This window comes from uncultured Sphingomonas sp. (assembly GCF_937859915.1).
Classification (GTDB): Bacteria; Pseudomonadota; Alphaproteobacteria; order Sphingomonadales; family Sphingomonadaceae; genus Solisphingomonas.
On sequence record NZ_CALMAW010000034.1, the window covers coordinates 1 to 19,983 of the forward strand.

22 protein-coding genes, 1 tRNA gene and 1 pseudogene are annotated in these 19,983 nt (G+C 69.3%); 7 read left to right on the plus strand and 17 right to left on the minus strand.

Features of this window, described 5'->3' with window-relative positions:
- Nucleotides 1-148: 148 nt before the first annotated feature.
- From Q0326_RS05280 to Q0326_RS05290, 3 genes are all read right to left on the minus strand, one after another.
- Nucleotides 149-988 (minus strand): RNA methyltransferase, encoded by an 840-nt coding sequence (locus tag Q0326_RS05280; RefSeq protein WP_298687876.1) that lies wholly within the window; start codon nt 986-988, stop codon nt 149-151.
- Nucleotides 989-1,070: 82 nt separating this feature from the next.
- The gene (locus Q0326_RS05285) at nt 1,071-1,223 is read right to left on the minus strand and encodes a hypothetical protein (protein WP_298687878.1); all 153 of its coding nucleotides are present in this window, start codon (nt 1,221-1,223) and stop codon (nt 1,071-1,073) included.
- An 11-nt stretch (nt 1,224-1,234) separates the two neighbouring features.
- Nucleotides 1,235-3,355 (minus strand): ATP-binding protein, encoded by a 2,121-nt coding sequence (locus Q0326_RS05290; RefSeq protein ID WP_363303729.1) that lies wholly within the window; start codon nt 3,353-3,355, stop codon nt 1,235-1,237.
- A 163-nt stretch (nt 3,356-3,518) separates the two neighbouring features.
- Between Q0326_RS05290 and Q0326_RS05295 the strand changes: the two genes are divergently transcribed.
- Complete coding sequence (locus Q0326_RS05295) at nt 3,519-4,085, plus strand: ferritin-like domain-containing protein (protein WP_298687881.1); 567 nt, start codon at nt 3,519-3,521, stop codon at nt 4,083-4,085.
- A gap of 48 nt (nt 4,086-4,133) precedes the next feature.
- On the opposite strand, the gene Q0326_RS05300 is transcribed toward Q0326_RS05295, so the two are convergent.
- Nucleotides 4,134-4,610 carry a hypothetical protein gene (locus tag Q0326_RS05300; RefSeq protein WP_298687883.1) on the minus strand — a complete coding sequence of 159 codons (477 nt, stop codon included), beginning with the start codon at nt 4,608-4,610 and terminating at the stop codon, nt 4,134-4,136.
- Between the two features lie 223 nt (nt 4,611-4,833).
- On the opposite strand from Q0326_RS05300, the gene Q0326_RS05305 reads away from it, so the two are divergent.
- Entirely contained in the window at nt 4,834-5,907 is a 1,074-nt protein-coding gene (locus tag Q0326_RS05305; RefSeq protein ID WP_298687885.1) for a potassium channel family protein, read from the plus strand.
- A 37-nt stretch (nt 5,908-5,944) separates the two neighbouring features.
- Here Q0326_RS05305 and Q0326_RS05310 read toward each other — a convergent pair whose 3' ends face one another.
- The 3 genes from Q0326_RS05310 to Q0326_RS05320 form a co-directional block, all read right to left on the minus strand.
- A complete protein-coding gene (locus tag Q0326_RS05310) occupies nt 5,945-7,522 on the minus strand; it encodes a methyl-accepting chemotaxis protein (protein WP_298687887.1) in 1,578 nt (525 codons plus the stop codon).
- The gene (locus tag Q0326_RS05315) at nt 7,519-7,878 is read right to left on the minus strand and encodes a hypothetical protein (RefSeq protein WP_298687889.1); all 360 of its coding nucleotides are present in this window, start codon (nt 7,876-7,878) and stop codon (nt 7,519-7,521) included. Before Q0326_RS05315 ends, Q0326_RS05310 begins: the two co-directional genes overlap by 4 nt.
- Nucleotides 7,879-8,002: 124 nt before the next feature.
- Complete coding sequence (locus Q0326_RS05320; protein ID WP_298687891.1) at nt 8,003-8,317, minus strand: hypothetical protein; 315 nt, start codon at nt 8,315-8,317, stop codon at nt 8,003-8,005.
- A gap of 172 nt (nt 8,318-8,489) precedes the next feature.
- Here Q0326_RS05320 and Q0326_RS05325 point away from each other — a divergent pair, with 172 nt between their 5' ends.
- The gene (locus tag Q0326_RS05325; RefSeq protein WP_298687893.1) at nt 8,490-8,849 is read left to right on the plus strand and encodes a hypothetical protein; all 360 of its coding nucleotides are present in this window, start codon (nt 8,490-8,492) and stop codon (nt 8,847-8,849) included.
- 645 nt (nt 8,850-9,494) lie between these two features.
- On the plus strand, nt 9,495-9,875 hold the full coding sequence (locus Q0326_RS05330; RefSeq protein ID WP_298687895.1) for a hypothetical protein: 381 nt from the start codon (nt 9,495-9,497) through the stop codon (nt 9,873-9,875).
- 134 nt (nt 9,876-10,009) lie between these two features.
- Here the strand turns inward: Q0326_RS05330 and Q0326_RS05335 are convergent.
- The 3 genes from Q0326_RS05335 to Q0326_RS05345 all read right to left on the minus strand — a co-directional run bounded on the left by Q0326_RS05335 (nt 10,010) and on the right by Q0326_RS05345 (nt 11,565).
- A tRNA-Asp gene (locus tag Q0326_RS05335) sits at nt 10,010-10,086 on the minus strand.
- 54 nt (nt 10,087-10,140) lie between these two features.
- Entirely contained in the window at nt 10,141-11,322 is a 1,182-nt protein-coding gene (locus Q0326_RS05340; protein ID WP_298687897.1) for an AI-2E family transporter, read from the minus strand.
- Between the two features lie 99 nt (nt 11,323-11,421).
- The gene (locus tag Q0326_RS05345) at nt 11,422-11,565 is read right to left on the minus strand and encodes a hypothetical protein (RefSeq protein ID WP_298687900.1); all 144 of its coding nucleotides are present in this window, start codon (nt 11,563-11,565) and stop codon (nt 11,422-11,424) included.
- Between the two features lie 221 nt (nt 11,566-11,786).
- Here Q0326_RS05345 and Q0326_RS05350 point away from each other — a divergent pair, with 221 nt between their 5' ends.
- Nucleotides 11,787-13,880, plus strand: coding sequence for an EAL domain-containing protein (locus Q0326_RS05350; protein ID WP_298687902.1), 2,094 nt, complete (start codon nt 11,787-11,789; stop codon nt 13,878-13,880).
- A 26-nt stretch (nt 13,881-13,906) separates the two neighbouring features.
- Here Q0326_RS05350 and Q0326_RS05355 read toward each other — a convergent pair whose 3' ends face one another.
- Nucleotides 13,907-14,689, minus strand: a complete 783-nt coding sequence (locus tag Q0326_RS05355; protein WP_298687904.1) for a transglutaminase family protein — start codon at nt 14,687-14,689, stop codon at nt 13,907-13,909.
- Nucleotides 14,690-14,860: 171 nt separating this feature from the next.
- Here Q0326_RS05355 and Q0326_RS05360 point away from each other — a divergent pair, with 171 nt between their 5' ends.
- Nucleotides 14,861-15,535: a hypothetical protein gene (locus Q0326_RS05360; protein WP_298687906.1), complete on the plus strand. Its 675-nt coding sequence runs from the start codon at nt 14,861-14,863 to the stop codon at nt 15,533-15,535.
- 10 nt (nt 15,536-15,545) lie between these two features.
- On the opposite strand, the gene Q0326_RS05365 is transcribed toward Q0326_RS05360, so the two are convergent.
- The 3 genes from Q0326_RS05365 to Q0326_RS05375 are packed head-to-tail and all read right to left on the minus strand — an operon-like array spanning nt 15,546 to nt 18,000.
- A complete protein-coding gene (locus Q0326_RS05365; protein ID WP_298687908.1) occupies nt 15,546-16,664 on the minus strand; it encodes an FUSC family protein in 1,119 nt (372 codons plus the stop codon).
- Nucleotides 16,665-16,680: 16 nt separating this feature from the next.
- The gene (locus tag Q0326_RS05370; RefSeq protein ID WP_298687910.1) at nt 16,681-17,151 is read right to left on the minus strand and encodes a group 1 truncated hemoglobin; all 471 of its coding nucleotides are present in this window, start codon (nt 17,149-17,151) and stop codon (nt 16,681-16,683) included.
- Between the two features lie 45 nt (nt 17,152-17,196).
- Nucleotides 17,197-18,000 (minus strand): DUF3034 family protein, encoded by an 804-nt coding sequence (locus Q0326_RS05375; RefSeq protein ID WP_298687912.1) that lies wholly within the window; start codon nt 17,998-18,000, stop codon nt 17,197-17,199.
- Nucleotides 18,001-18,165: 165 nt separating this feature from the next.
- Between Q0326_RS05375 and Q0326_RS05380 the strand changes: the two genes are divergently transcribed.
- On the plus strand, nt 18,166-18,783 hold the full coding sequence (locus Q0326_RS05380) for a methylamine utilization protein (RefSeq protein ID WP_298687915.1): 618 nt from the start codon (nt 18,166-18,168) through the stop codon (nt 18,781-18,783).
- A 44-nt stretch (nt 18,784-18,827) separates the two neighbouring features.
- Here the strand turns inward: Q0326_RS05380 and Q0326_RS05385 are convergent, their stop codons facing one another.
- The 3 genes and pseudogenes from Q0326_RS05385 to Q0326_RS05395 form a co-directional block, all read right to left on the minus strand.
- Nucleotides 18,828-19,058 carry a DUF2842 domain-containing protein gene (locus tag Q0326_RS05385; RefSeq protein WP_298687917.1) on the minus strand — a complete coding sequence of 77 codons (231 nt, stop codon included), beginning with the start codon at nt 19,056-19,058 and terminating at the stop codon, nt 18,828-18,830.
- Nucleotides 19,055-19,621 carry a 5-formyltetrahydrofolate cyclo-ligase gene (locus Q0326_RS05390; protein ID WP_298687919.1) on the minus strand — a complete coding sequence of 189 codons (567 nt, stop codon included), beginning with the start codon at nt 19,619-19,621 and terminating at the stop codon, nt 19,055-19,057. The genes Q0326_RS05385 and Q0326_RS05390 overlap by 4 nt, the downstream gene beginning before the upstream one ends.
- A gap of 155 nt (nt 19,622-19,776) precedes the next feature.
- Nucleotides 19,777-19,983, minus strand: a pseudogene (locus Q0326_RS05395) (cell division protein ZapA); the annotation flags it as partial.

Consider the following 19,983-nt stretch of genomic DNA (forward strand, 5'->3'; position numbering starts at 1 on the left):
GCCATAATCCTTCGAGGTGGTGTCGAGGATGATCCGGAACTGCTCCTCCAGCTGCGTGATCGTCTCGCGCTCGTCGGGCTCGATCGTCTCGATCGCGGGCGTGAAGCGGACAGGCTGGGTCATGACGGTTCCTCAAAACTGATGTAGTTTAGCAAACCCCCGCCGATCCAGGCTGTTCCGCTCGGCGTGCGGCGGTCGCGAGATGGTGCAGCACGATTCCGCCGGTGGTCGCGACGTTGAGCGAGTCGAAGCCCGGCGCCATCGCGATCCGCACGCTCTCGGTGCGCGCGAGCAGGGCGGGGGCGAGCCCCGGCCCCTCCGAGCCGAGCAGCACCGCATTGCGCGGCCGCGGGCGATAGGCCGCGAGCGTCGTCGCGCCCGACGGGCTGAGCGCGATCGGGGCGAAGCCGTGGCGGCCGAGCAGTGCGAGCGGGTCCTCGTCGCGCCCGAGCTTGGCGAAGGGCACCAGCAGCGCCGCCCCGACCGAGACGCGGATCGCCTTGCGGTAGAGCGGATCGCAGCAATCGGCGTCGAGCAGGATCGCGCGCGCGCCGAAGGCGGCGGCGTTGCGGAACAGGCCCCCCATATTGTCGTGATTGCCGATCCCCGAGAGCAGCAGCACGTCGCCGTCGCCGTCGATGCCGCCGAGCAGCGTGTCGGCATCGGGCGTGTCTATGCGTCGTCCGATCGCGAGGATGCCGCGGTGGAGCGGGAAGCCGGCAATGCCGTCCATCACCGCCTGCGGGGCGGCATAGACGGGGACGGCGTCGGGCAGCGGCGCGATCAGGTCGGCAAGCGCGTCGAGCCGGTGCGCGGCGATCAGCAGCGACTGCGGGCGGAACGCGGTCGAGGCGATCAGCATCGCCAGCACGACGCGTCCCTCCGCCACGAACAGCCCGTCGCGCCCGACCAGGTCGCGCTCGCGGATGTCGCGATAGGCGTCGATGCGCGGGTCGGCGGGATCGGTGACGACGACAATCTGCGGCATCGCGGCGCTGTGCCCGTCGGCGGCGGGATTGTCGATGCGGATGCGTCACCCCCGATCCGGCATGACCGGGGTTAACCTGCCATCACGTCTCGTCGGTGCGCTGCTTGATCTTGTTGGGCAGATCCTTGCCCTTTGTCCGGCGCGAGGGGAGCTGGACCGGGTTTTTCTTCTTCCAGTCCGCCCAGCGCATCGGCCCCTCGGGCGTGTCGATCATCATGTCGTCCATGCCGGCCATGCTCTTGCTCCTCAGGCGCTGATCAGGCCGCGGATGCGGTCCGCCAAAATGTCCATCGCGAACGGCTTGGTCAACACATGCATGCCGGGATCGAGATGGCCGTGGCTGAGCACCGCATTTTCGGCATAGCCGGTGATGAACAGTACTTTGAGCCCCGGCCGCGCGATCCGCCCGGCGTCCGCCAGCTGCCGGCCGTTCATCCCGGCGGGCAGGCCGACGTCGGTGATCAGCAGGTCGATCCGCGCGTCGGACTGCAGCACGCGCAGCCCGCCGGCACCGTCACCCGCCTCGATCGCGATATAGCCGAGCTCGTGCAGCGCATCGACGACGAGCATCCGCACCGTCGGCTCGTCGTCGACGACGAGCACGGTCTCGCCGTCGCGCGCGGGCGCCAGCGCCCCCTGCGTCTCGGCGGGCTCCTCCGGCGCGCCCTCGCCGAGATGGCGGGGCAGATAGATGCACACCATCGTGCCCTGGTCGAGTTCGGAATAGATCCGCACCTGCCCGCCGGACTGGCGCGCGAAGCCGTAGACCATCGACAGGCCGAGCCCGGTGCCCTGGCCGATCGGCTTGGTCGTGTAGAAGGGATCGAAGGCGCGTTCGATCACCGCCTTGGTCATGCCGGTGCCCGTGTCGCTGACGCACAGCGAGATATATTGGCCGGGCGGCAGGTCGCGCTCGCGGCCCGAGCGGTCGTCGATCCAGCGATTGGCGGTCTCGATCGTCAGCTTGCCGCCCTCGGGCATCGCGTCGCGCGCATTGATGCACAGGTTGAGCAAAGCGTTCTCAAGCTGGTTGGCGTCGATCGAGCTGTGCCACAGCCCCGCGGCGGTGACGATCTCGACCGCGACCGCCGGGCCCATTGAGCGCTGGATCAGCTCCTCCATGCCGATCACCAGCCGGTTGACCTCGGTGACGGTCGGGGTAAGCGTCTGGCGGCGCGAGAAGGCGAGCAGCCGGTGGGTCAGCGAGGCGGCGCGCTTGGTGGCGTTCTGCGCGGCCCCCAGATAGCGTTCGACGTCGGCGCTGCGGCCCTGCGCCAGCCGCATCTGGATCATCTCGAGGCTGCCCGAAATGCCCGCGAGCAGATTGTTGAAATCGTGCGCCAGGCCGCCGGTGAGCTGGCCGACCGCCTCCATCTTCTGCGCCTGGCGCAGCGCCTCCTCGGTGCGGCGCAGCGCCTCCTGCTGCTCGCGCGCGGCGGTGACGTCGCGGACGACGGCGTAGATCAGCGCGCCGCGCGGCACCGCATTCCATTCGAGCCAGCGATAGGCGCCGTCCTTGCGGCGATAGCGGTTGGTGAAGTCGAACACCGACTCGCCCTCGGCGAGGCTGGCCATCGCCGCGATCGTCGGCGCCACGTCGTCGGGGTGGACGAAGTCGGCGAAGGGGGTGGCCTTGAGCTCGGCCTCGCTCCAGCCGAGCACCTCCGCCCAGGACGGGTTGATCTCGAGGAAGCGGCCGTCGAGCGTCGCGACGCAGAGCAGGTCCGGCGTCGCCATCCACAGCGCGTCATGCTCCGCGGTGCGCCGCTCGACCTCCGCGGTGAGGCTAGCATTGAGCCGGCGCAGCTCGTCCTCGGCACGGCGCCGCTCGACCGCGTCGCGCGTGCGGTCGGCGACCTCGCGGATGAAGGCGAGCTCGGTCTCCGACCAGTCGCGCGTCTTCGCATGGTTGAGATAGAGCAGCGCGACGAAGCCGCCTTGTTCGGTGACCGGCATGTTGACGAAGGCGCGCGCCGAGATCGCCTCGAGCGCGGTGGCGCCCTGCGCGGTGCGCAGGTCGAGCCGGGCATCGCTCACCACCGCGGTCTCGCCGCGCTTGAGGTCGTCGATATAGGAGCCATAGTCGCGGAAGTGGAGGACACCGGCGAGGCTCTCGATGCCGGGCGCGTTCCAGTCGCGCTCGACCGTGATCGTCTCGGCGACCGGATCGATCGTGCCATAGCCCGCGCGGCTGACGGCGAGCGTGTTGGCGAGGATCGCGGCGGCGGCATAGGCGAGGTCGCCCGGATCGGTGAGCGCGCGGAAGCGGTCGCTCAGCTCGAGCAGCGCGGCCTGCTGGGCGAACGCATCGAACGGTCGCGAGGTCATCTCGGGGGGCGGGGAAAGCGGTGCCGTCATGTCGGGCATACAGGTCCAAAATCGGAAAGGTCGTGAGCCAACGCCGCTCGGCCGCGTCGGTTCACTGGCGTGATGCGTCGATCGACGATTGCGAACGATTCGCCACAGGAACCGACGCTGGGCCAAGTCGTCCTACCGACGATACCGCGTCCGCAACGATCAGGAGCCCGCCATGACCGATCAGCCCGACAAATCCGCCTTCCTCACCGATGTCGAGACGCTGCGCGCCCGCGCCAAGGCGTCGCTCGAGGACGGGGCGGTCACCGCGATGTACAGGGGCGATGCCGGCAAGACGATCGAGCTGCTGCAGACCGTGGTCGCGACCGAGCTGGTCTGCGTGCTGCGCTACCAGATGCATGCGATCGCCGCCGAGGGGATCACCAGCGAGAGCGTCTCGGCCGAGTTCGAGGAACATGCCAAGAGCGAGCATGCGCACATGCTGCTCGCCGCCAACCGCATCGACCAGCTGGGCGGCATCCCCAACCTCAACCCCGAAGGCCTCGCCAGCCGGTCCGCCACCGAATATGGCGAGGGCGGCAATCTCGTCGAGATGATCAAGCAGAACCTCATCGCCGAGCGGCTCGTGATCGAACATTATCAGGAGCTGATCCGCTATTTCGGGCAGGATGACCCGACCACCCGGATCATGCTCGAACATATTCTTGCGGACGAGGAGGATCATGCCTCGGACATGCACGACCTGCTCGTCGCGCACGAAGGCCAGCCGTTCCTCGCCTGATCGGCTGAACGACCGCCCCGCGACCCTCAGGGGCGCGGGGCACGGCGCTCAGTTGCAGGCCGGGACGTAGCTGCTCAGCGACGGATCCCAGACCGGCGGGCAACCATAGCCGTTGCCGCCGTCGCCGTTGGTGCCGTAGCCGCCGCCGTTGTACACCTGGCCCTGCGCGGCGTAGCCACCATCATAGCCGTAGGCGGGCGCGGCATAGCCCGCGCCGTAATAGCCGTCGTCATAGCCGTAGCCGCCATAGCCCCAATCGTCGAAGCCGAGACCCAGGCCGAAGCCGTAGAAGCCCGGATAGCCGTAGAAGCCGCCATAGCCGCCGCGATAATAGCCGCGCCCGCCGCCGCGATAGCCGCCACCGCCATGATAGCCACCACCGCCATGGTAGCCACCACCACCGCCACCGTGGAAGCCGCCGCCGCCGCCATGACCGCCGCCGCCGCCACGCTGCGCCAGCGCCGGTGTCGCCACGAGCATCGCTGCGCTGCACGCCAGCGCGATCCATCCATTCCGCTTCGTCATCTCATGCTCCTCGCGCCGGTAGGCCGTCCTGTCCGCATCAACGTATATAAGGACGCGCCAGCAGCGATATTAGAGGGTGCATTGCGTCATGCCACGCCGTTCGTCGCAAAGTCGGCGACCCGCAGCGGGGCGATCGGCGCGGGCCGGTCTCGCCTATGCCTGGATCGGCGCGATTGACGCGCTGCGTCGCCTGGCCTCAGATGCGGTAAGGGACGGGGACGGCATGGCGCAGGGATTCACGCAGGACTATGTGCTCGGCTCGCCGGTGCGCAACGTCGTCTCGATCCTGCTGTTCATGACCGTCGTCATCATCGGCGCCACGATCGCCTTCATGGGGGCGGGCTGGAGCTTCGCGGACGCGATCTACATGGTGCTGCTCACCGTCTACACGGTCGGCTATGGCGAGGTCCGCCCGATCGACACGCCCTATCTCCACGCGGTCACGATCGGCACGATGGTGCTCGGCTGTACCGGCATGATATTGCTGACCTCCGCCCTCGTGCAGCTGTTCACCGTGGTGCAGCTGCGCCAATTGCTGAGCCCCAACCGGATGCACGCCAAGATCGACAAGCTCTCCAGCCACGTCATCGTCTGCGGCTATGGCCGGATCGGGATGATGCTCGCCAAGGACCTCGCCACCGGCGGCACGCCGCTGGTCGTGCTCGAGCGCGACGCGCGGCGGATCGACGAGGCCGAGGCGGCGGGCCATCTCGCGCTGTCGGGCGATGCGACCGAGGAGCAGGTGCTGCTGTCCGCCGGGATCGACCGCGCCCGCGCGCTCGCGACGGTGCTGCCCGACGATGCCGCCAATGTCTTCATCACGCTGACCGCGCGCAATCTCGCACCGGCGATCGAGATCATCGCGCGCGGCGAGGCACCCGCCACCGAGAGCAAGCTGCGCCATGCCGGCGCCAACCATGTCGTGCTGCCGACGCATATCGGCGCCGAACGGATCGCGCGGATGCTGCTCTATCCCGAGAGCCGGGCCGCACGCGACGCGGCGGCGGCGCAGGCCGAGCAGGCGCTGGACGGGATCGGTCTCGGGCTCGAGACGCTGGTGGTGGGGCCGCGCAGCGCCGCGGTGAACTGCACGGTGCAGGAGGCGGAACGGCGCGGCGGCGGCGCCTTCCTGATCGCGCGCCTCGTGCGCGACGCGGGGATCGTCGATCGGCCGCTGCCGGGCGAACGGATCCGCACCGGTGACCAGCTGATGATCGTCGCGCGCGATCCCGCGGCGGCCGCGCGCGTGCTGGTGGCGCCGAGCGGTGCGATCCGGATCGGCCGCAACACCTTCTAGCAGGATCCCGCCGTCGATCTCTGCCGCGCGCTGCGCCTCAGGCGGCGGCCTGCCGGAACGCGACGACCTTGCCGTCCGCGCGCAGCGTCGACACGAACTGCTCGGTTGCGACCTGGAGCGTCTCGACCTGCTGGAGCAGCGAGCTCGCCGCGCCGCGGACCTCGCCCGACAGCCGCTCGGCGGCGCCCGCCGCCTCCGACACGCGGGCGGCACGCCTGGTCATGTCGGCCATCCCCGCGGCGGCCTCGGCGGCATGATGTTCGATCGCGTGCGCGGCCGAGCGCTGCTCGTTGATCTCGCCGTGGATCGCATCGGCGGCGTTGGCCATCTCCGCGATCGCCGAGGAGACCTGCGCGAAATTGCCGTTGGCGTCGTTGGCGCGCGCGTTGATCCCGACCACCAGGCTGGTGATCTGCTGGGTCGCGCTGCCCGCCTGGCTGGCGAGCGCCTTGACCTCCTGCGCCACCACCGCGAAGCCGTGGCCGGCATTGCCCGCGCGCGCCGCCTCGATCGTCGCGTTGAGCGCAAGCATGTCGGTGCGCGACGCGATCGTGGCGATCGCGTTGGCGAGGCCGCCGACGTCGCCGGTGCTGCCCGCCAGCGCCTGGACCGCGGCGCCGCCCTGGGTCGAGCGGTCGCGGGCATGTTCGGTGAGATTGGCCTGGCGCGAGACGTTGACCGCGATGCTGGCGATCGAGCGCGACAGGCTGCCGACCCCGCCGGCGACCGATTTCGCGGCCTCGGTCGCCTGGACCGCGGCGGCGGCGACGTTGACCGCCTGCTGCCCGGCGTCCTGCGCGACGACGTTGAGCGAGGTTGCCGAGCCCTCCAGGATGCGCGCCGATGCACCGAGCGCGGTGGCGACGCCGGCGATCGAGCGCTCGAAGTCGCTCGCGACGGCGCGCAGATCCTCGAGGCGGACGCGCGCGGTCTCGGCTTCCGCGCTCTCGCGCCGGGTCCGCTCGGTCGCGGCGATCGCCTCGGCGGCGTGCGCCGCGTCGAGCGAGGCTTCGGCCTGGGTCTGCGCGGCCTCCGCGGCCGACCGCGCGACCGTGGCGTCGTTGGCAAGGCGTTCGCTGTTGGCGCGTGCGTCGCTCTGCGCGGCGATCGTCTGGCGCAGCAGCTGCGTGATGTAGCAGAGGATCGCGCATTGCAGCACCACCGCCAGAGCATGGACGAGGACGCGCGGCACGCCGCCGCCGCCGGCGAACACCCAGCTTGGTGCGGTCAGGCTCAGCACGAGGTGATGGATCGCGATGACGGCCGAGGCGAGGACCAGCGGCTTCCAGTCGCACAGGATCGTCAGGCTGGCGAGCGCGACGAAGAAATACATGTGCATGTCGAGCTGCCAGGCTGCCCCGCGCATCACGAACAGCAGCAGGGCGGGCTCGATCGCGATCATCAGCGCGACCGCGGTTCGCGCGCCGAAATCATAGCGGCCGCGGATCACGCAGAGCGTCGGGACCAGGTTGAGCAGGCAGCCGATCGCGACCGCGGCGAGCCCGTCATGCGTGCCGCGGATGATCGAGAGAAAGGCCAGCGTTGCATTGGCGGCCCAGCCGACGGCGGTCAGCAGGCGGACGCCGCGGCGGCGGAGTTCGTCCAGTTCCCTCATGCCGCTATGCCGGGCGCGCAGCCGCCGAGCGGCGTCGCGACCGTGAGAATGCCGTGCGCCAGCAGGCGGGCGGCAAGATCGGCGCGGCGGCCGTAGACGATCAGCGATCCCGGGATCGGCCCGGTCGCAACCAGCCTCGTCTCGCCGTGAAGCGCCAGCGCCGGCAAGGCGGCGGAGGCGCGGCCGTCGAGCGGGACCAGCATCATCCGGCCTTGCGCGGGGGGCACGACCAACAGCCAGCTCATCACCACCGCGGCGAGCGTCGCCTGCAGTCCGATAGTGCGCGCACCGTGCCGTCCGGCGTCGGTGTCGCGCGCGGTGCCGGAGAGGCGATCAGCCGTGCTCGAGAGTCGCACCAATGTTCCGCCCCGGATGTTGAAAGCCGTCGATGAGCGACTCTGCCTATGCCGGACGTCTTGCTATCTCGTTAAGCAGCTTGCGCACTTGAAACCGAAGGATGTTGCGCGGCGGGCGTCGTGCTCACGCCCTGCGTCCGCCGAAGAAGGTCTTGAGCCGGGCGATGCTGAACAGCGGCGGCTTCCACACGGCTAGTGCATAAGAGGGCGGCCCGTGGCGCTGGATGCGGTCGAGCCGCTCGAGCTCGACGATCATCAGCCGGTCGTGGCGGCGCTCGTCGGCGGATTTGGAGCGATCGAGCAATCCCTCCGACACAAGTCGAATTGCGGCATCCCCCCCGAGTTTGCGAAACAGCGTCGCACCCTCCTCGATCGCACGATCCCGCAACAGCCGGTCGTGCGCGGCCTTCGATCCGATCTTCGCGTGCGGGTTGAACATGACGCCTCCGGTCGAGAGGTTCCGGGGTGGACGGCCGGTCGTCAAGCGCCAAGCGGCGCCATGGCGTCAATTGCGGCACAGCGATGGCCATTCGCGGGCTGGTGGCGCGCGATCACCCCCGAAGGGACCCCGAAGGCTGGCGATCCTGCGCGGCGGCGGCTAGGCTGCGGCGATGAGAATCGTCGACCGCGCCACCTTCCTCGCCATGCCCGCGGGCACGGTATTCGCCAAATATGAGCCGCACTTTTTCGCGCCGCTGTCGATCAAGGCGGCGACCGAAGGGCCGGACTTCTACGTCCAGGACCTCATTCCCGAATTCGTCGGCAATGAGAGCGAGGCCGACTGGACCGAGACGCTGGACGCGATCGAGGACGGCGAGGTCGCGCCGCCGCTCGATTATGAGGTGATCGCGCTCGACGATCTGCGCGACGCCGAGCAGCTGTTCGCGGTGTTCGAGCCGCGCGATGTCGAAGGCCTGATCGGCCGGCTGCAGCAGGCGCTCGCGGACAGCGGCGCCGGCAAGCGACGCTGATGGATCCGGGACGCGTCGGCCGACGTTGTTGGCCCGTCCCTGTCCATTGAGGAGGTTGCGGTGCGCTCGGTCTTTCTCTGGTTCATCGGTGTCCCGATCCCGATCATTCTCTTGCTCGCGATGTGCACGCATCATTTCTGACCCGGACGATCCCGGTGCCTTGGCGCCCGCGCCCGGGGGACGGCTCGAGCGCTGGCGCTATCGTCTCTGGTGGCGGTGGGCGAGATTCCGTCTGGGGTCGGACGTGCTGACCGGCGCGGGCTATCGGCCGCCGCCTGGGCTGTGAATCGCACTGGCGTCCACGTGCCGACCAAGCGCGCCGCGGCGCGCGGCAGGCCCTGCAGTGCGGGTAATCCCTTGCTCACCGCGACGTCGTTATTCTCTCCGCGCGGCAAGGCAACCTATTCGCCCGCCGACCATTTATAGAGCAGGACCCGGGCTACCCCCCTTGCCCGGTTCTCCCTGAACCTTGGCCCCACCGTTGAGTTCGCTCCGGTGGGGTTTTTTTTGCCTCGCATCGTCAGTCGCCGGATCGCCGAGCGGCGACCGCTCGAGAGTCGCGAAATAAGCCCTTGATCCGCCGGACATTTCGCCATGCGCGACGCGTTAACGGGCGCCAGTTTGTGGCAATGGAGAGGTTTGATCATGGCCGTGAAATTTGCAGGCACGATGAATGCGATCAATCGCGGGTTGGAGACGACCAAGGCGAACAAGGGTGCCGACATGATCGAGGATTGGGAAACCGCGCTCGCCGAGGTCGACACGCCCGGCGCCAAAGGAATCCTGCGCGATCTCGGCGCATTGCGGAAGCAGCTTGAAAAGGGCGAGCCCGACGCCGACCGCGTGCATGCGCTGCTGCACCGCCTCGGCGTCGCGACGACCAAGATCGCCGAGAAGGCGGACAAGTCGCAGGACAAGCTTAAGGCGCTCGGCGAGGCGCTGACCGAAGCGGGCGAGGACTCGCCCGACGAGGAGGAAGATGTCGCAGCCGCCGCAAGCCCGAAGCGCGCGCGCAAGAAAGCCTGAACGAGGACGGGCCGGGCTGTCCCGGTCCGTTCGCTCCCCGGCGCGCGGGCTCTGCGGCCGGCAGCCGCAGGACGCACGGCCTACTGTCGCGTGCGACATCCGCGGCGCCTTGCGCCTCTAAATACCATGGAAAATGGCGCGAGTGACGGGACTTGAACCCGCGACCTCCGGCGTGACAGGCCGGCGCTCTAACCAACTGAGCTACACCCGCGTGGGGACCCCATCGCTGGGGTGGAGGGGCCTCTAAGGGAGCCTCCCCACCCTGTCAAGCGACCGGCGGGGTGCGATCGCGATCTTTGCGCCGTCCGGTCGACAGCGTGCCGCGCTCGAACAGGAATCCCGCGATATCGGGCCGTCCGGCGGTGGCCAGCACGGTGTGGACGATCAGCAGCAGCGGCACCGCCAGCACCGCGCCGACCGTGCCCCACACCCAGCTCCAGAAGCTCAGCGCGACGAGGATCAGCAGCGGGTTGATGGTCAGCCGGCGCCCGACGATCGTCGGCGTCACGACATTGGCCTCGACCAGATGCAGGCCGATGAAGATCAGCGGCGGCAGCGTCGCGGTCCAGGGATCGGCGAACATCATCAGACCGCCCAACGCCAGCAGCAGCGCGGCGGCGATCGGACCCAGATAGGGGACATAGTTGAGCAGCGCGACCAGCCCGCCCCACATCAGCGGCGTCGGCAGCCCGATGACATAGACCGCGCCCGCGACGATGCAGCCGAGCGCGACGTTGATGACGGTGATCGTCGCGATGTAGGACGAGGTCGCGTCGACCACCTCCTGGATCACGCGCGCCAGCGTCATCGCGCTGGTGAAGGTCGAGCGGCTGGTGATGCTGTAGCGGCGCGCACGGGTCCAGCCGGCAAGGAAGAAGTAGATCACCAGCATCGCGAACAGGATCTGGATGATCGCGAACGGCGCGGAGGTGGTAAGCAGCGCAAGCAGCGAATTGGGCGTCTCGATCGCGACGGTGTGCGGATGCGCCTTGGACAGCGCGATCGAGTTGGCGAGCTCGCCGATCGAGCGGTTGAGGCTGGCATAGACATTGACCAGCGGGCGCACCGTCGTGCGGATCATCCCGATCCGCTGCGGCAGCAGCGCGACCCACTCGCTCGCCGGCACGATGATCGCGGCGACCGCGACATTGGCGATGCCGATGAAGAACACCAGGCAGAAGAAGGCGGCGAGGCCCGAGGGCACGCCGCGCCGCTCGAGCCATTCGAGCAGCGGCACCAGCGCGATCGCGACAACCAGCGCGGCGGTGACCGGCAGGAAGAATTCGGCGCCGGCGCGCAGCGCGAAGGGCAGCGCGATCAGCAGCCCCAGCCCCAGCGTCAGCGCAATCGAGGCCAGCAGCCGGTCGCGATGATAGCCGCCCGCTGCCAGCGTCGCCTCGGGATCCGCGTCGACATCCTCGGCGATCTCGTGCGTCGGCAGCTCCATGGTGTCGACCTCATACGCTCCGCCACCGGATTCGGCGGCGTCAGCGCCCTGCTTAGCACGGCCGAGTCGGGTCAGGGAACGGCGCCGCGGCGCAGCGCGCTAGAGCTTGTCGAACGCCATCGTCGCGGCGAGTACGACCAGGAAGATCAGCACGGGCACCAGCCAGCGCGCCGCCATCCGCGCCATGTCGGCACGAGTCGCCGACCGCCCGCGAATCTCGCGCAATTCGGTGCGGAATCGCATGTCCTTTGCCGACCGCGCCGGCTTGGGCGGGGTCCGGCCGGATCGCAGGTCGGATTGGATCCGCCTGACGAGGGCATCGAGATCGGCTTCTTCGCGCACGCCGCCAATGTCGTCGTTCGATCGTCGCAGCGCAAGCCCGCAGTCGCGGTGGCACACGCGATCACGGCGTTGCGAGCGACCGCATTAACCCGCGGTTCGGACATGTATTGCATAACGCCGATATGGCAGCCGATGATTCTGGATCAGCATTAGCCCGCCGCGGCGACAATGGCGGTTTCGGGTCGCTGTCGCGTCTCAAGCGCGGCTGGACGCGGCAGAAGCCCGACGAGCAGGACGACGACGCGGCGCGGGCGCTGCGCTTCATCACCTGCGTCGAGGAATTGGGGAGCGGCTGGTTCTGGGAGACCGACCGCGAGGGCCGGCTGACCTATCTCTCGCAAGGCGTGATGCAGCAATTGTCCGAATCGGGACGGTCATTGCTCGGCGAGTCGCTCTGTGACGTGTTCGTGGTCGGCGGCGACGATGTCTCGGCCGAGCGCACGCTGCGCTTCCACATCGTCGGTCGGACCTCCTTTTCGGACTATCACGTCAGCACCGATTCGTCGGGCGACCGGCTCTGGTCGATCTCGGGGCGGCCGTTGTTCGACGAGGTCGGCCAGTTCCGCGGCTTCGTCGGCACCGGATCGGATCTTACCGCCAAGCGCCGCACCGAGGCCGAGGTCGCGCGCCTCGCGATGTTCGATTCGCTGACCGGTCTTGCCAACCGCGCCAAGATGCAGCTGTCGCTCGACCAGCTGCTTGCCCGGCGCCAGGGCCGGTGGCAGCCGCTCGCGCTGATGCTGCTCGACCTCGATCGCTTCAAGGCGGTCAACGACACGCTCGGCCACCAGACCGGCGACATGCTGCTCAAGCTCGTCGCGCAACGGCTGCAGCGCACCGTCGGCGACGGCGCGCTGATCGGGCGGCGCGGCGGCGACGAGTTCGAGGTGGTGATCATCGGCGAATGCCGGCGCGACGCGCTCGGCGACATCGCCCACGGCATCGTCGCGGCGCTGTCGCAACCTTATCATATCGCGGGATCGTCGATCTCGATCGGCTGCTCGATCGGCATCTCGATCGCGCCCGACGATGGCGACACCTCGGAGACGCTGGTCCGCAACGCCGATCTCGCGCTCTATTCGGCCAAGGGCAACGGCCGCGGCACGCATCGCTTCTACGTGCCTGAACTGCTCGCGCTCGCGCAGATGCGCCGCCAGATGGAGGACGACCTTCGCCAGGCGCTGGGCGATGGGCAATTGCATCTCGTCTACCAGCCGGTGGTGGGCACCGTCTCGGGCGCGATCACGGGGTATGAAGCGCTGGCACGCTGGGAGCATCCGCGGCTCGGCGCGATCTCGCCGGCAGAGTTCATCCCGGTCGCCGAGGATTCGGGGCTGATCGAGCCGATCGGCGAGTGGGTGCTCCGCACCGCAACGCTGGCGGCGGCGCAATGGCCGGTGCCGGTCCGGATCGCGGTCAACGTCTCGCCGATCCAGTTCGCGCGGCCGACGCTGCCGCTGCTGGTGACCAGCGCGCTTGCGCAATCGGGGCTCGACCCCGCGCGGCTCGAACTCGAGATCACCGAAAGCGTGTTCCTGGGCGGGTCGGCGGCGACCGAGGCGACCTTCCGCAACTTGAAGGCGCTCGGCGTGCGGCTCGCGCTCGACGATTTCGGCACCGGCTATTCGTCGCTTGGCTATCTCAAGACCGCGCCGTTCGACAAGATCAAGATCGACCAGTCGTTCGTCCGCGGCATCGGTCAGGAGAGCACGCGCAACGCCGCGATCGTCAAGGCGATCGTCACGCTCGCCGACGCCATGGACCTCGAGACCACGGCGGAGGGAGTCGAGGCACAGGACGAGATCGAACTGATCCGCGCGCTCGGCTGCACCCACATCCAGGGCTTCGTCTACGGCCGCCCAATGTCCGATGCGCAGGTGTTGATCCAATTGTCGGGCACGCAGCTCGCCGCCCCGGTCGGGGTCAAGGTGAGCCGCCCCGTGCGGACCCGGATGCTGCGCTCGATCTGGCTGCAGCTCGACGGGCGGCGGATCGCGGCGCGGCTGCGCGACGTCTCCGCGGCGGGCGCGATGATCGACAGCTTCGAGCCGCTGACGCTCCAGTCCGATACGCGCGTCGCGATCGAGTTCGTCGAGGGCGAGCCGCTCGGTGGCGTGATCCGCTGGGTGCGCGGCGGTCGTGCCGGGATCGGGCTCGACCAGCTGTTCGATTTCCGCGAGATCAAATCGCCGGTGCGTCAGCAGGCCGCGGCCTGATCGGCCGGTCTCGTCCGCGCTACCGTCTACGCGTCGAGCCGCACGACGCTGACCTGCTGACCGTAGAACTGCGCATAGCCGAAGGTCGTCAAAAAGCTGATGTCGGTGGCGTCGCGGCCGACGCCGATGCGGACGATGCCTTCGGTCGGCGCGAGCCCGGTCGGATCGACCAGATGCCAGCGCCCGTCGAGCCAGACCTCGACGATCGCGTGGAAATCCTGCGGCTCGAGCTTCCAGGCATAGGCGCCGACCATCCGCGCCGGGATGCCCGCCGCGCGCGCCATCGCGATCAGCAGATGCGAGAAGTCCCGGCACACGCCGCGATGCGCGACGAAAGTGTCGGCGGCGGTGGTGTTGACGTCGCTCGAGCCCGGCACATAGTCGAGATGGCCCCGGATCCAGTCGGCCATCGCCGCGATCTTGTCGCCGCCCTCGAGCCCGCCGAACTCGCGGCGAACCGCGGTGTCGAAGCGGTCGGCCTCGCAATAGCGGCTCGGAAACAGATAGGGGACAACCAGGGCGGGGAGCCGCTTGAGATCGTCGGCGGCGAGCCCAGCGAGCACCACCGGCGCGCGCTCGACGTCGACCACCGCCGTGTAGTGCGCGGTGACCCGACCCGCGCCGCGCGTCCAGGTGCGGCGGCCGAGGCTCTCGTCGGCGGCAATCGGGCGCATCGGCTCGACCCCGCCGACCAGCAGCCTGTCGCTGATCAGCCGCTGGTCGTGCATCTGCGCGACCTCGACCGCGAAGAGCAGGTCGGCGGGCGCCGACAGGCCATAGTCGAGATGGGCGTCTATCGAGAGGCGCATGAAGCCGATCCTGCTGGAGATCCGGACAGTCTCCGGCATGGCTATAACGTGGCGGGCGCCGATCGTGTCCGCAAGCGCCTTGCCCGACGCGGCGTTGCATCGCGCGTCGATTCGGGACAGAGGCGCGCGACCTGGACGCGCGCATCGGGCGCCGCACGAGGGGACGCCTCAATGATACCCCTCACGCTGATCGACACCGCCGACCTGCCCGACGGCGGCACGCTGCGGCTGATGCACCGCGGCGCCGACTTCGTGATCCTGTTCGGTCGCAACGAGCTGATGAGCAGCCGGCTGCGCGGCTCGGAGGAGGCGCTGGCGACGCTGGGCTGCGCCAAGCTCGGCGGCAAGGCGAAGGCGACCGTCCTGATCGGCGGGCTGGGCATGGGGTTCACGCTGCGCGCCGCGCAGGCCGTGCTGCCCGCGACCGCGCGGATCGTCGTCGCCGAACTCGTCCCCGAGATCGTCGCCTGGGCGAAGGGCCCGCTTGCGCATCTGTTCGGCGACAGCCTCGACGATCCGCGCGTCTCGATCGCGCTCGGCGACGTCCGCGATCCGATCGTCGCGGGTGCCGGCCGCTACGACGCGATCCTCCTCGACGTCGACAACGGCCCGGACGGGCTGATCCATGTCGCCAATGACCGGCTTTATGGCGGGGCAGGGCTGCGCGCCGCGTATGCCGCGCTGGCGCCGGGCGGGGTGCTTGCGGTGTGGTCGGCCTATCCCGACAAGGCGTTCGCCGAGCGACTCGGCCGGGCCGGCTTCGTCGTCGACGAGCGCAAGGTCCGCGCCACCGGCGGCCGCAAGGGCGCGCACCATATCGTCTGGCTCGCCAGCAAGGCGGGCTGATCGCGCCGGATCAGACGTCGCGCTCGAGGTCGCCGGCGTTTCCCGCACCACCGGCCACCCGGCGACGCGGTGTCAGCAGGTGCCAGGCGAGCAGCACCGGCTCGAGCAGCGCCATGCCGAGGAAGATGCTCGCCATCCGCTCGAGCGCGGGGCGGATCGCGGCGTCCGAATAGCTGTCGGGCACCAGCGTCACGATGATCGCGAGCGTGAACTGGACGCCGAGATAGGTGATCCGCGTGCCGCCATTCTCGATATGCCGCCCGATCACCACGCCGAGACAAGTGCCCGCGACCAGGATCGGCGCCGAGCCCTGCGCCAGGATCAATGTCGCGGCGGCGAGCGCGCTGCCGGCGAGACAGCCGAGCGCGCGGTACAGCAGCCGGCGGCTGACCGGCACCAGCCCGCTCTGGCCGAGCCCCGCGACGGGCACGATCATCACCGCCATGATCGTCACGCCCGCCTGCGCCAGTTCGGGCAGGCCGACCAGCGCATTGAGCAGCGGCAGCAGCGCGAGCGCGGTGCCGGCCTGCGCGGCATGGCGGGCGGCACTGGGATGCCAGCCGATCCGGGCGGCGGGCGCGGCGGCGGGCCCTGGCCAGCGCCGCCTTGCGGTGAGCGTCGAGAGCAGGCTGACCGCGACGCAGGCGACGGTGCCCGCGCTGACCTCGAGCAGCCGCGTCTGGACGAAGGCGATGACGTCGACGCTCGGGTGCTCGACCTTGTCGAGCAGCACCATCTCGAAGGTCAGCCCGAACAGCAGCCAGGCATAGGCGCGCTTGGCGGTGAGCATGCCGTAGAGGCCGATCGCGCCGACGATCGCGGCGACCGGGGCGGCGGCGAGGGGCGAGCGCGCGGCATAGGGGGCGATCGCCAGCGCGAGCCCGGCGCCGATCGCGGTGCCGACGATCCGCATCACGCCGCGCACCAAGGTCTCGGAGACGTGGCCGCGCATCAGCACGACGCTGGTGAACGCCGCCCAGGCGATCGAATGCGCGCCGATCAGATGCGCGAGCAGGATCGCGAGCAGCACCGAGGCGACGCATTCGAACTCGTCGACCATCCGGGCGCCGGGCGTCACGAAGACGCGCAGCGTCGCGCGATAGCCGCGCAGCGCGGCCGGCACCGTCATGCCATGCCGCGCGACGTCACCGTTCGACGACGCTGCGTTTCATCGGCGCAAGCTTGGCGAGCAGCCGGTTCTGCGCGAAGGGCGAGACCCGCTCCCTGCTCATCGCCTGCTGAAGATCGTCGACCAACGCATTGAAATCCTTGGTTTGGATGCCGAGATTATGGTGGCTCGCCGCCATCTCGCGCCCTGAATAGCGGCAGCCGCCACCGAGCAGGTAGCAGAATTGCTCCTTGAGCGTGCGGCGCAGGCGGACGATGTCCTGCCCCTTGAAGATCTCGGCGATCCGCGGGTCGACGATCGCGCGCGATACCAGGCTGTCGACGATGCGATCGACGCCGGGCTGTTCGTGGAAGGCGTGCCACAGGCGTTGGCCCGCGACGGGCGTCGCGCCGGCATTGGCGTCGGCGGCCGCATAGGGATCGACCGGCTGTTCGCCTGGCGGCACGGGCGTCGCCGCGGCTGCCAGCGCGAGGATCAGAGCCAACATGCGAGAGCCTTTCGTCCAGGGCGCGAAGCGTCGCGACCGCGTCTGTCAGAAATTGGCCTGGAGCGAAAGCAGGGCGCCGCGCTGGTGACGGATCGTGGCGATGTCGCCGAGATCGACATAGGCGGCGGTCGCGGTCAGGTTGCGCGTCACCGCGTAGGCGGCGAACAGATCCAGGGCTCTGTCTTCCCTGGCGAAGCGCAGATTGTCGGGCTTGGTGCGATATTCGCCGCCGAGCAGCAGCCGGCGCGTGACCAGCAGCCCCGCCGAGCCCTCGAACTGCGCGGAATAATGGTTGTGCGCATCGCCGCCGAAGCCGAGCAGGCCGAACTGGTTGGCCTTGGTCAGCCGCACCGTGCCGCCCAGCACGAGGCTCTGCGCGAGCAACACTTTGGTCGCCGCGAGGTAGAAATCGGTGCCCTTGGCGTGCGCGCCGCCGATCGCGTGGATCACCGCGTCGCGGTCGGCGATATGATATTGCACGCCGATCGCGATCTGCGGCAGCAGGCTGTCCTGGTCGATCACCGCGTCGCCCGCGAGGCGCAGCTTGGCGCCGATGATGTCCTGCTGGAAGCTGAAGCCACGACCGAGCCCGAGCGCCGCGCCAACCTTCTGCGTGTCGAAGCGCTGGTGCGCATAGGAGAGTTCGAGGCGGTCGCGGATGCCGATCGCGACGCCTTCGCTGGTCAGGCTGTAGTCGGCGAGCGGGACGTAGGTGGCGTGCACCGTGCCGCCGATGCCGTCGACGGTCTCGTTGCCCGCGATCAGCGCCCAGCTCGCGAGCCCGCCGCCGCCCGACCCTTCGACCGTGCTGATCCCGCCGGTGAGCAGCAGCTTGCCGCCGGCGCGCATCTCCTCGCCGGCGAGCGCCGGCCCGGACCGGCGATCGCGAGCAGGGCCGTCAGGATCCAGCGCAGGCGGCGGAGCGAAATCATGCGCGGCTTCTCGGCGGGGGCGATTACGATCGCGTAAACCGGTTGCCCCTATGCGGGCCGCACCATGGGTGAGGACAGGCAGATGACCACAGGATTTCGGGCGATGGCGATGGCGATGCTGGCGGCAATCGGTGCCGCCACGGGTGCCGGCACGGGGCACGCCGCGGCACTCGACGTCACCGTCCGAGGCGCCGACGGACATCCCGTTGCCGACGCGGTGGTGACCTTCGCGGCGGCCCGAGCCGCGTCCGATCCGGCCCGTCTCCCCGGGCCCTTCGAGATGACGCAGCACAATATCGCGTTCGTGCCGCATGTGCTGATCGTGCCCGTCGGCGCCAACGTCGCGTTCCCGAACCTCGATCTGGTTCGGCACCATGTCTATTCCTTTTCAAAGACTAAGCGGTTCGAGCTCAAACTCTATGGCAAGGATCAGACGCGCTCGGTGCTGTTCGACAAGCCCGGCGTGGTCGCGATCGGGTGCAACATCCACGACGCGATGAGCGGCTATATCATCGTCGTCGAGACCCCCTATGCGGGCAAGACCGATGCGGCGGGGCATGTCGTGCTGAGCGGCGTGCCTGCCGGTGCCGGAACGCTCGCGGTCTGGCATCCGAGCATCCGCGGCGCGGGCAACAGCCTCGCGCAGACCATCACCCTGCCTGCCGGCGGACTGGCGCGAACCGTCTCGACGGGGGGGTGATCCGCGGGGTTAGACATTGGTCTAACACGACCAATGCGTCCCGCTCAACGGCGCCAGCGGCCGGTCTCGCTCCACGCCAGGATGCGACGCAGCGGCAGGATCCAGATCCAGGCGAGTCCCGCGACGAGGTAGAACACCGCCTGCACCAGCGACGGCAGGCGCCCGACCGGCCCGGCGAACTGAACGATGAGGATAGCCCACAGCGCGATGCACGCCAGGATCAGGAAGGCGCCGGCGGTGCGCCGCCAGCTGGGGGCATAGGGTTCGGGCGTCATGATGGCGCGATCCATTCCTTCTCGGTGACGATCGCGTGGAGCGGCACGTCCCAGGTGTCGACCGCGAGCGCCGGCACCTCCTGCACGCTCCAGGCGATGCCGATCCGCATAGCCGCGGGGTGCGCCGCGAACCAGCGGTCATAATAGCCGCCGCCCTGGCCGAGCCGGTTGCCGCGGCGATCGAAGCCGAGCAGCGGGGTGAGCAGCATCTCCGGCACGATCGCTGCGCCGGCATCGGGTTGCGGGATGCCCGAGAAGCCGAGGCTGAGCGCCGCGTCGGGATGCCAGGCGCCGAAGGTCATCGCGGTGCGCGTGATCGTGGGCAACGCGGCGGCGAGACCGGCACGATGCGCCGCCAGCAGGAATTGCAGGATGTCGGGTTCGCCCGACCGCGCGACATAGCCGGCGATCGGACCCGGCCGATCTAGCAACGGCGCGAGGCGGGCCCGGATCGCGTCGATATGCTCAGCCGCGTCGCGCGATGCCGCAAAGTCCCGCCGTGCCTTGCGCAGCAGGCGGCGCAGCGCCGTCTTGTCGTCGGGAAGAGGTGGTGGGACCGCCATGACCGTTTGCCGGAATATCCTCTGACGCCGTAAACGTCAGGTGGAGGCCATGTAGCACGGACCAGGGTCCGACCAGGGACGACCTCCTAGGATGTTGAATCGCCTCAGGGATAATCGCAAAAGCTCGTATCGGGCAGTACCCACCGCCGACCAATCTAGGCGTTCGGCCCGCCATTCTCAAGCGTTGCCGCAATCGCCTCGATCCGTTCGGCGCAGCGCGCCACCGCGGCGGCGCGTTCGGCCTCGGTGGTCTCCAGCGCCGCGATCGCCTGGCGCGCCTCGTCCAGCTCGTCGGCGAGCAGCAGCGCCGCCATCAGCAGCCCGCGCGCCTCGTCGCCGGCCCCCGTCGCGCGGACCGCGTC

Bases quoted from the DNA above. Each gene is read 5' to 3' on its own strand.
- Q0326_RS05345 (WP_298687900.1), bottom strand. From the start codon at position 11,565: ATGCGATTCCGCACCGAATTGCGCGAGATTCGCGGGCGGTCGGCGACT.
- Q0326_RS05355 (WP_298687904.1), bottom strand. From the start codon at position 14,689: ATGCGCCTCTCGATAGACGCCCATCTCGACTATGGCCTGTCGGCGCCC.
- Q0326_RS05360 (WP_298687906.1), top strand. From the start codon at position 14,861: ATGATACCCCTCACGCTGATCGACACCGCCGACCTGCCCGACGGCGGC.
- Q0326_RS05330 (WP_298687895.1), top strand. From the start codon at position 9,495: ATGGCCGTGAAATTTGCAGGCACGATGAATGCGATCAATCGCGGGTTG.
- Q0326_RS05295 (WP_298687881.1), top strand. From the start codon at position 3,519: ATGACCGATCAGCCCGACAAATCCGCCTTCCTCACCGATGTCGAGACG.
- Q0326_RS05380 (WP_298687915.1), top strand. From the start codon at position 18,166: ATGACCACAGGATTTCGGGCGATGGCGATGGCGATGCTGGCGGCAATC.
- Q0326_RS05375 (WP_298687912.1), bottom strand. From the start codon at position 18,000: ATGCGCGCCGGCGGCAAGCTGCTGCTCACCGGCGGGATCAGCACGGTC.
- Q0326_RS05340 (WP_298687897.1), bottom strand. From the start codon at position 11,322: ATGGAGCTGCCGACGCACGAGATCGCCGAGGATGTCGACGCGGATCCC.
- Q0326_RS05280 (WP_298687876.1), bottom strand. From the start codon at position 988: ATGCCGCAGATTGTCGTCGTCACCGATCCCGCCGACCCGCGCATCGAC.
- Q0326_RS05365 (WP_298687908.1), bottom strand. From the start codon at position 16,664: ATGACGGTGCCGGCCGCGCTGCGCGGCTATCGCGCGACGCTGCGCGTC.
- Q0326_RS05310 (WP_298687887.1), bottom strand. From the start codon at position 7,522: ATGAGGGAACTGGACGAACTCCGCCGCCGCGGCGTCCGCCTGCTGACC.
- Q0326_RS05385 (WP_298687917.1), bottom strand. From the start codon at position 19,058: ATGACGCCCGAACCCTATGCCCCCAGCTGGCGGCGCACCGCCGGCGCC.
- Q0326_RS05370 (WP_298687910.1), bottom strand. From the start codon at position 17,151: ATGTTGGCTCTGATCCTCGCGCTGGCAGCCGCGGCGACGCCCGTGCCG.
- Q0326_RS05325 (WP_298687893.1), top strand. From the start codon at position 8,490: ATGAGAATCGTCGACCGCGCCACCTTCCTCGCCATGCCCGCGGGCACG.
- Q0326_RS05285 (WP_298687878.1), bottom strand. From the start codon at position 1,223: ATGGCCGGCATGGACGACATGATGATCGACACGCCCGAGGGGCCGATG.
- Q0326_RS05390 (WP_298687919.1), bottom strand. From the start codon at position 19,621: ATGGCGGTCCCACCACCTCTTCCCGACGACAAGACGGCGCTGCGCCGC.
- Q0326_RS05305 (WP_298687885.1), top strand. From the start codon at position 4,834: ATGGCGCAGGGATTCACGCAGGACTATGTGCTCGGCTCGCCGGTGCGC.
- Q0326_RS05300 (WP_298687883.1), bottom strand. From the start codon at position 4,610: ATGACGAAGCGGAATGGATGGATCGCGCTGGCGTGCAGCGCAGCGATG.
- Q0326_RS05320 (WP_298687891.1), bottom strand. From the start codon at position 8,317: ATGTTCAACCCGCACGCGAAGATCGGATCGAAGGCCGCGCACGACCGG.
- Q0326_RS05350 (WP_298687902.1), top strand. From the start codon at position 11,787: ATGGCAGCCGATGATTCTGGATCAGCATTAGCCCGCCGCGGCGACAAT.
- Q0326_RS05290 (WP_363303729.1), bottom strand. From the start codon at position 3,355: ATGCCCGACATGACGGCACCGCTTTCCCCGCCCCCCGAGATGACCTCG.